We start from the raw sequence: 6,204 nt of genomic DNA, 5'->3' as shown, positions 1-6,204 counted from the left end.
TGAGCGTTATAACAAGGTGATCGATACTTGGTCTGAGACTAACGAAAAAGTAACAGCAGCAGTTGTTGACAATTTTGATAAATTAAACCCAGTTTATATGATGGCTTTCTCTGGAGCGAGAGGTTCTATCGCTCAGGTTAGACAGCTAGTTGGTATGCGTGGTTTGATGGCGGATTCCGAGGGTAAGATTATCGATCTTCCTATTAAGTCTAATTTCCGTGAAGGACTGTCAGTAGCTGAGTATATGATTTCAGCTTATGGTGCACGTAAGGGATTAGTTGATACTGCTCTGAAAACAGCTGACTCGGGCTATTTGACCCGTCGTCTAGTTGACGTTGCACAGGATGTAATTATTAGAAGTAATGATTGTGGTACTACCAACTTTCTTACTATGGGTCCTCTTAAAGATGGTGAAGCTGAAGTTGTGCCTATTAGTAATAGAATTATTGGACGTATTACGGCTGAACAAATTAAAGATCCAAAATCTGGTTCTATCATTATCAAGAAGGGTGCTTTGATCAAAAGAGTTGAAGCTGAAGCTATCGACAAAGCTGGAATTAAAGCAGTTAAGATCAGATCAGTACTTAGTTGTGAATCTAAGTATGGTGTTTGCAAAGCTTGTTACGGTTGGTCTACAACTGACAACAAACCAGTTAACTTAGGTGAAGCGATTGGTATTATTGCTGCTCAGTCAATTGGTGAGCCAGGTACGCAGCTTACGATGAGAACTTTCCACACGGGTGGTGCGGTTGCTGGTTCTGGTAAAACGAGAGATGTCTATAATGCTCCTGTTGCTGGTGAAGTTGAATATAGTTTTGGAACTCGTGAAATGAGAACTAAGTATGGAGATATTCTTTTCCAAACAGTTAAAGCAGGCAAACTTAAAATCGGTTCTAAAACACTTGATATTCCTTTGGGTGCAAGACTTGCTGTAAATCCAGGTGACCAAGTTAAGATGGGTCAGTATCTAGGTGATGCTCCTGAAGCAACCAAAAAAGTTCTTACAGAGAAAGCATCTAAGGATGTAATTACTCTTCAAGCTGGTCAAGTTGAATTTGTTGATTTTGGTATCGATGAAACTACTGACAGACAAGGTAATATTTCTAAGCAAGCTAACAAGCAAGGATCTATTTGGATTCAATCTGGAGAAGTTTTACCTATCCCTACTGGCGGTAAAGTTGTTGTTGATAGCGGTTCTTCAATCAAAAAAGGACAGACACTTGCTCAAACTGTTATCAATTGTGAAAATGATGGCGAAGTTAGATATGGTGTTGATGTATTAATCGAGAAATCTAAGATTGGTGGTAGAGAAGTCAAGAAACTTCTTAGAGGTAGAATGCTTAATGTAATCAACGCCTCTATCGGTGCTGCTAATGCCAAGATTGAACAAAGTCAACAAGGCGTTCAATGGATACTAGATGACCAAAGCGAAAGATACATAATCAAAATTGTTAACAACGAGATTATCGAGAACGGTAAAATCTTAGCTGAGTTGATTGATGATCAATTCACTCCTACTCTACCTTGTTCAGGTGAGATTAGATATGATGGAGTTCAAATTGATGATCGTAAGCTAGTCACTGAGCACGGTCGTGTAATTTTCATTCCTGAAGAAATTCATGTACTTTCAAAAGATGCTTCTCTTGTGAACAACAAGACCGGTGATTTTGTAACTGCTGGTACTGAGATCGTTAAAGACGTTCATTCTACTATCGACGGTATCGTTCGTGTAACAATCGAAAACAATATTGTTCATGAAGTAACGATTACCCCTGGTGAATTGTACTCAATCGATGATCCTTCAGCTCTCAAATTCGAGGATGGAGATATCATTAAGAAGGGCGTTGAAGTATTTGACGGTGTCAAAACTAAAAAACCAAGCATGATTACTTTGTTTGCTGATGAAGAAACAGGTGAGACTAAGTTACTGCTTAGAGAAGTTCAATTATTTGATATTACTCCAAGAACGCTTCATTTTGAGTCAGAGACTACGGATGCCAATATCGCTATCGTTCCAGTTGTTCAAATGAACTTCAAAGATGGTGATAGAGTGCGTAATATTGCTGGCGGTCCTTTAACTAAAACTAGTTTGATCCTTTATTGTAAAGAGAATTATAAAGATGCCAAAGGTATTATTGAAATTGGTGAGAAAGATCTTAATATCGTTTTCCAAGAAAACATTATTCTAAGAACTGATCGTAACGAGAATACAATGACGGAGATTCTTGTAGAGCCTGGTGATTTTGTTACGGCTGGTACTCCAGTTGCTAGGGTTCAAACTCTTGCAAATTTTGACGGTGAGATTTTCTATAGTGAGCATGATAAATATAAAATTCTTGTTCAAACACTTGAAGATGTATTCACTTTGGAGACTAGCGATAAACCAAAAGTAACTATTGGTAACTATGTACTTGCTGGAGACAAACTTGATGCTAGTACTGAAGTTCCAGAATCTGCCAAGGTGATTGCTATCAATGGCAACAAACTTACTTTGCGTAAGGCTAAGCCATTCTTGGTGAGTGCAAGTACAAGACTTCATGTTGATAACCAATCATTGGTGAATCAGGGTGATCAACTGGCAACTATCATCTACGAAAGACTTAAGGCAGGTGACATTGTTCAGGGTCTTCCAAAAGTTGAAGAGCTTCTTGAAGGACGTAAACCTAAAGAGCCTTCTGTCGTTGCTGCTTACAAAGGTAAAGTAGAAATTGTTACTGCTGATGGTATCGAAAGTCTATTTATTATTGATGGTGATGAAAGACACGAAACTGTAATTCCTCCTGGACAAAATATCATTGTGAATACAGGTGATGTCGTTGATCTTGGTGATGTACTTACTGATGGTCAACCAAACCCACATGAATTACTGGCATACAAAGGACTTGCACATTTGCAACAGTTCTTAGTTGACGAGGTTCAATCAGTTTATATTTCACAGGGTGTTGAGATTGCTAACAAACATATTGAGGTTATCGTCAGACAAATGACTCGCAAAGTCAAAATTGATGAGCCCGGTGATTCAGTATTGCTTCAAGGTGAGATGCATGAGCGTTATCACGTTGATAGAATCAATGAGGTTCTTAAGACTGATGGAGAAGAAGAAGCAACTTATACTTCTGTACTTCTTGGTCTTACTAAAGCTAGTTTGAATACTGAGAGTTTCATCTCAGCAGCATCTTTCCAAGAAACTACTCGTATCTTGGCTGAGGCTTCTATCAAAGGTAAGCTAGACTGGTTACATGGACTCAAAGAAAATGTGATCATCGGTAGATTAATACCTTCTGGTACTGGTTTTGATGAAGCTATTGATGGTGATGATGCGCTGAGAGCTACCGACAATGAGCGTGCCGAGTTAGCACAAGCCATCTAAATTCTAATAAAGCCTTGTTCAGACCTCCAGCTGCGGCGTTACGTGAGTCCTTATTGGCTACAGCCAAATCGGACACGCTCCTGCGGAGCTTTGCATGCCTCGTTCTTGGGCTTTCCAGCGGCAGCTTTTGATTTTGTGTCATTGTGCGAGGAGCGGAGCGACGAAGCAATCCTGTCCTTCAGCTTTAATAGAATTTACAAAACCTTGCTGGATAAGCCCAATAACAGCGTTATGTGATCCCCCTCGTTGGTGTTAACCAAATCGGGACGCCTTGCAGGCTCTAGCAAGCCTTGTTCTTGAGCTTTCAAGACAGGTTCTAAAGTTTGCCAATTATTTTTTCGAAATAATCTACTGGATAAGCGCCAGGTATCTTAACGCCGTTAAGAAAAAAACATGGGGTACCTGTGATATCGAGTTTTTCAGCTTGTTTGCTATCTTGGTTTATTAGTGCTTGAATTGCCTTACTAGATCTATCTTGGTTAAATTTTTCTATATCAAGGTTTAAATTTTTGGCTATCTCCAAATACATATGTTCACCTAACAAGACTTGATTCTCATAAAGATTATTTTTGTATTCACTAAATTTACCTTGTAGATTTGCTGCAAGAGCCGCTTTAGAAGCATTCTCAGCTTCTTCATTAAAAGCTAAAGGATAATTTTTATAAACCACCAATATATCCTTGCCATATTTTTCTTGTAATTTTGAAATAGTTAGTTCTGCTTTTTTACAAAATGAACACTGTAAATCGACAAAAGCAATTAATTGATATTTAGCATTTTTATTACCGACACTAGGTGAGTCGTCGATGGAGATTTGGTATCTTTTTTCGAGGGATTTTTGGAATTTTTCTGCCTCATCATTTTTTTGTTTATCTTTGGCATAGTTAATCAAAACCTCACTAATAAATTCGGGGTTTTTTTCTATTACTTCTAGCACTTGTTTTTCTATATCCTTATCTACTTTGGCACTGAGGTAGGAAAAATTTGATCCAATCACAAGACTAATTAATAAGCTGAGTCGTAGCATATAGTTATTTTTCCCATTTTTGGATACTTTGAGGGCTAATTTGTGGTAAATAATAATAATGGAACCAATACACAGAAGAGATTTCTTAGGTTTGGTGGCTAGTGCTGCGGGTTTGCCTTTTACGAAACCGGCAAGCTCACAAGAGCCCAAACCTGACACAAGAACAGAGGCTGCAGCAGCATTGCAAACTGATGATGTTAAAGACGCTAAGTTAGTAACAGAAGCATATAAGATCCTAAGAGAACCATTAGCACTTGGTGCTACTGCTATTAGTTTGGATGAGATAGCGAGATTACAAGAAATTATTGTACAAATTAAAAAGCCTCAGAAAGTTTTTGCTGAGCCTTATACTGCATCAGGTGATAATTTAACCGCGTTAATAGTAAGGAAGGCTATTGTAACGAAAGACTTACAAGATGTTACGTTGAAACCTTATAATCTAAGCTCTGAGCAAGCAGTATTGCTTTTAGAAGCTATTAAAAAACGTGGTGTTAAACTAGCTGAAGTTCGCTCTTCAGTTGAACTTGGCGGTGGAAGATTTGGTCAAAATGTTACAATAACTACTGACAATAATCTTTTGCATAACGCACGCTCTAGTGAATTAGTGCAATTTTTAAGAAAAGAAAAAGTTCAATTAAATCACAAAAATAAAATGCCACATGCTAATGCTCCACTTACTCCTCTTGCATACCAAAAGGCTTTGTGGATGGCAAACAGCGGAGTTCTATTACATTTGACCCCAACTAAATGGAACCCACAATCCAAGGCTATTCCACCCTTAGTAAAAAATTTTTTTGATGCGTTTCAATAAAAAAAGACGGAACCATGCGGAGCATGTGTTCCGCCAGTGGAGATAATAGTGACTTACGCAGGAAGTCTATTGAAGAGTATTTAGATTAAATTACCTACATCTGCCCCTAATTGATTTAAGCAGCCGTTCACAGCGTCTCTTCTCAATTTCTCACCAAATACCCATATATTCAGGTTACGCGGTCTATTAGGTCTGCCTGCACATTCAGCATATATTGTCGCTTTTGTATTTGGTGCGTGAGCAGCCATTACGTTATTTGCTGTATTTAGTAAATTAGTTATTCTAGTTTTGAATCCGTTATAAGCAAAATCAAATCTTGAAGATCTATCAACAAATTTAGTTTGTAAATCTCCTAATTGCCCATGAAGCATGTCCATACTCGCCTCCGCCATACCAACCTGAGCCCCAGCTAAAGTAATGGCTACAGCATCTTCTGCTGGATTGCAAGCATTCTGTACGGCTTCATCTGCATCATCAATACTATTCTCGGTATTGATGATAGTAGTTAACATAGCATCTAAAGGTATTCTTAGTTCAGCATCTATTAAAGCTTTATCGTAATGCATTTTATTTATAGCAGTATTAGTTGAAAAATCTCTTGCATACTGACTACTCTTCATACTTGCACCACTACATATGTATGTTTGTTTCATTTTGTTATAGCAGTTATTTTGCGTAGCGTGAGCAGTATCAGCGAAACTTATAATATTACCCATTTCGGCATATCTATCAGCTACTTCATTTTTTAAAGCAGTCCACTCTATATCGAGTAAGCCAACAAGTTGATTGAATGTATCTATTCTGTATGCTAGCTGGTTACAAAGTTCATCTAGCCCAGCAGCCATAAATGGATCATTCATGCCAGCATCCATAGCCGGGTCAATCATACCAGCATCCATAGCTGGGTCATTCATACCAGCATCCATAGCCGGGTCAATCATACCAGCATCCATAGCTGGGTCATTCATACCAGCATCCATAGCCGGGTCATAGTAG

4 protein-coding genes are annotated in these 6,204 nt (G+C 38.4%); 2 read left to right on the top strand and 2 right to left on the bottom strand.

Annotation, left to right across the window (positions count from 1 at the left end):
• A partial coding sequence (locus tag O3C63_09270) for a DNA-directed RNA polymerase subunit beta'' (GenBank protein MDA0773114.1) occupies window positions 1-3,370 on the top strand: 3,370 nt, incomplete at its 5' end.
• A gap of 316 nt (window positions 3,371-3,686) precedes the next feature.
• Here the strand turns inward: O3C63_09270 and O3C63_09265 are convergent.
• Window positions 3,687-4,556, bottom strand: coding sequence for a thioredoxin domain-containing protein (locus O3C63_09265; protein MDA0773113.1), 870 nt, complete (start codon window positions 4,554-4,556; stop codon window positions 3,687-3,689).
• A 22-nt stretch (window positions 4,557-4,578) separates the two neighbouring features.
• On the opposite strand from O3C63_09265, the gene O3C63_09260 reads away from it, so the two are divergent.
• Entirely contained in the window at window positions 4,579-5,208 is a 630-nt protein-coding gene (locus O3C63_09260; GenBank protein ID MDA0773112.1) for a hypothetical protein, read from the top strand.
• A gap of 80 nt (window positions 5,209-5,288) precedes the next feature.
• Here the strand turns inward: O3C63_09260 and O3C63_09255 are convergent.
• Window positions 5,289-6,204 (bottom strand): hypothetical protein (locus O3C63_09255; protein MDA0773111.1); only part of this gene is annotated, 916 nt, incomplete at its 5' end.

Source organism: Cyanobacteriota bacterium, from assembly GCA_027618255.1.
In the GTDB taxonomy this organism is placed as follows: domain Bacteria; phylum Cyanobacteriota; class Vampirovibrionia; order LMEP-6097; family LMEP-6097; genus JABHOV01.
The sequence above is the reverse complement of the archived record's forward strand: the minus strand, read 5'-3'. Positions and strand labels throughout refer to the sequence as shown.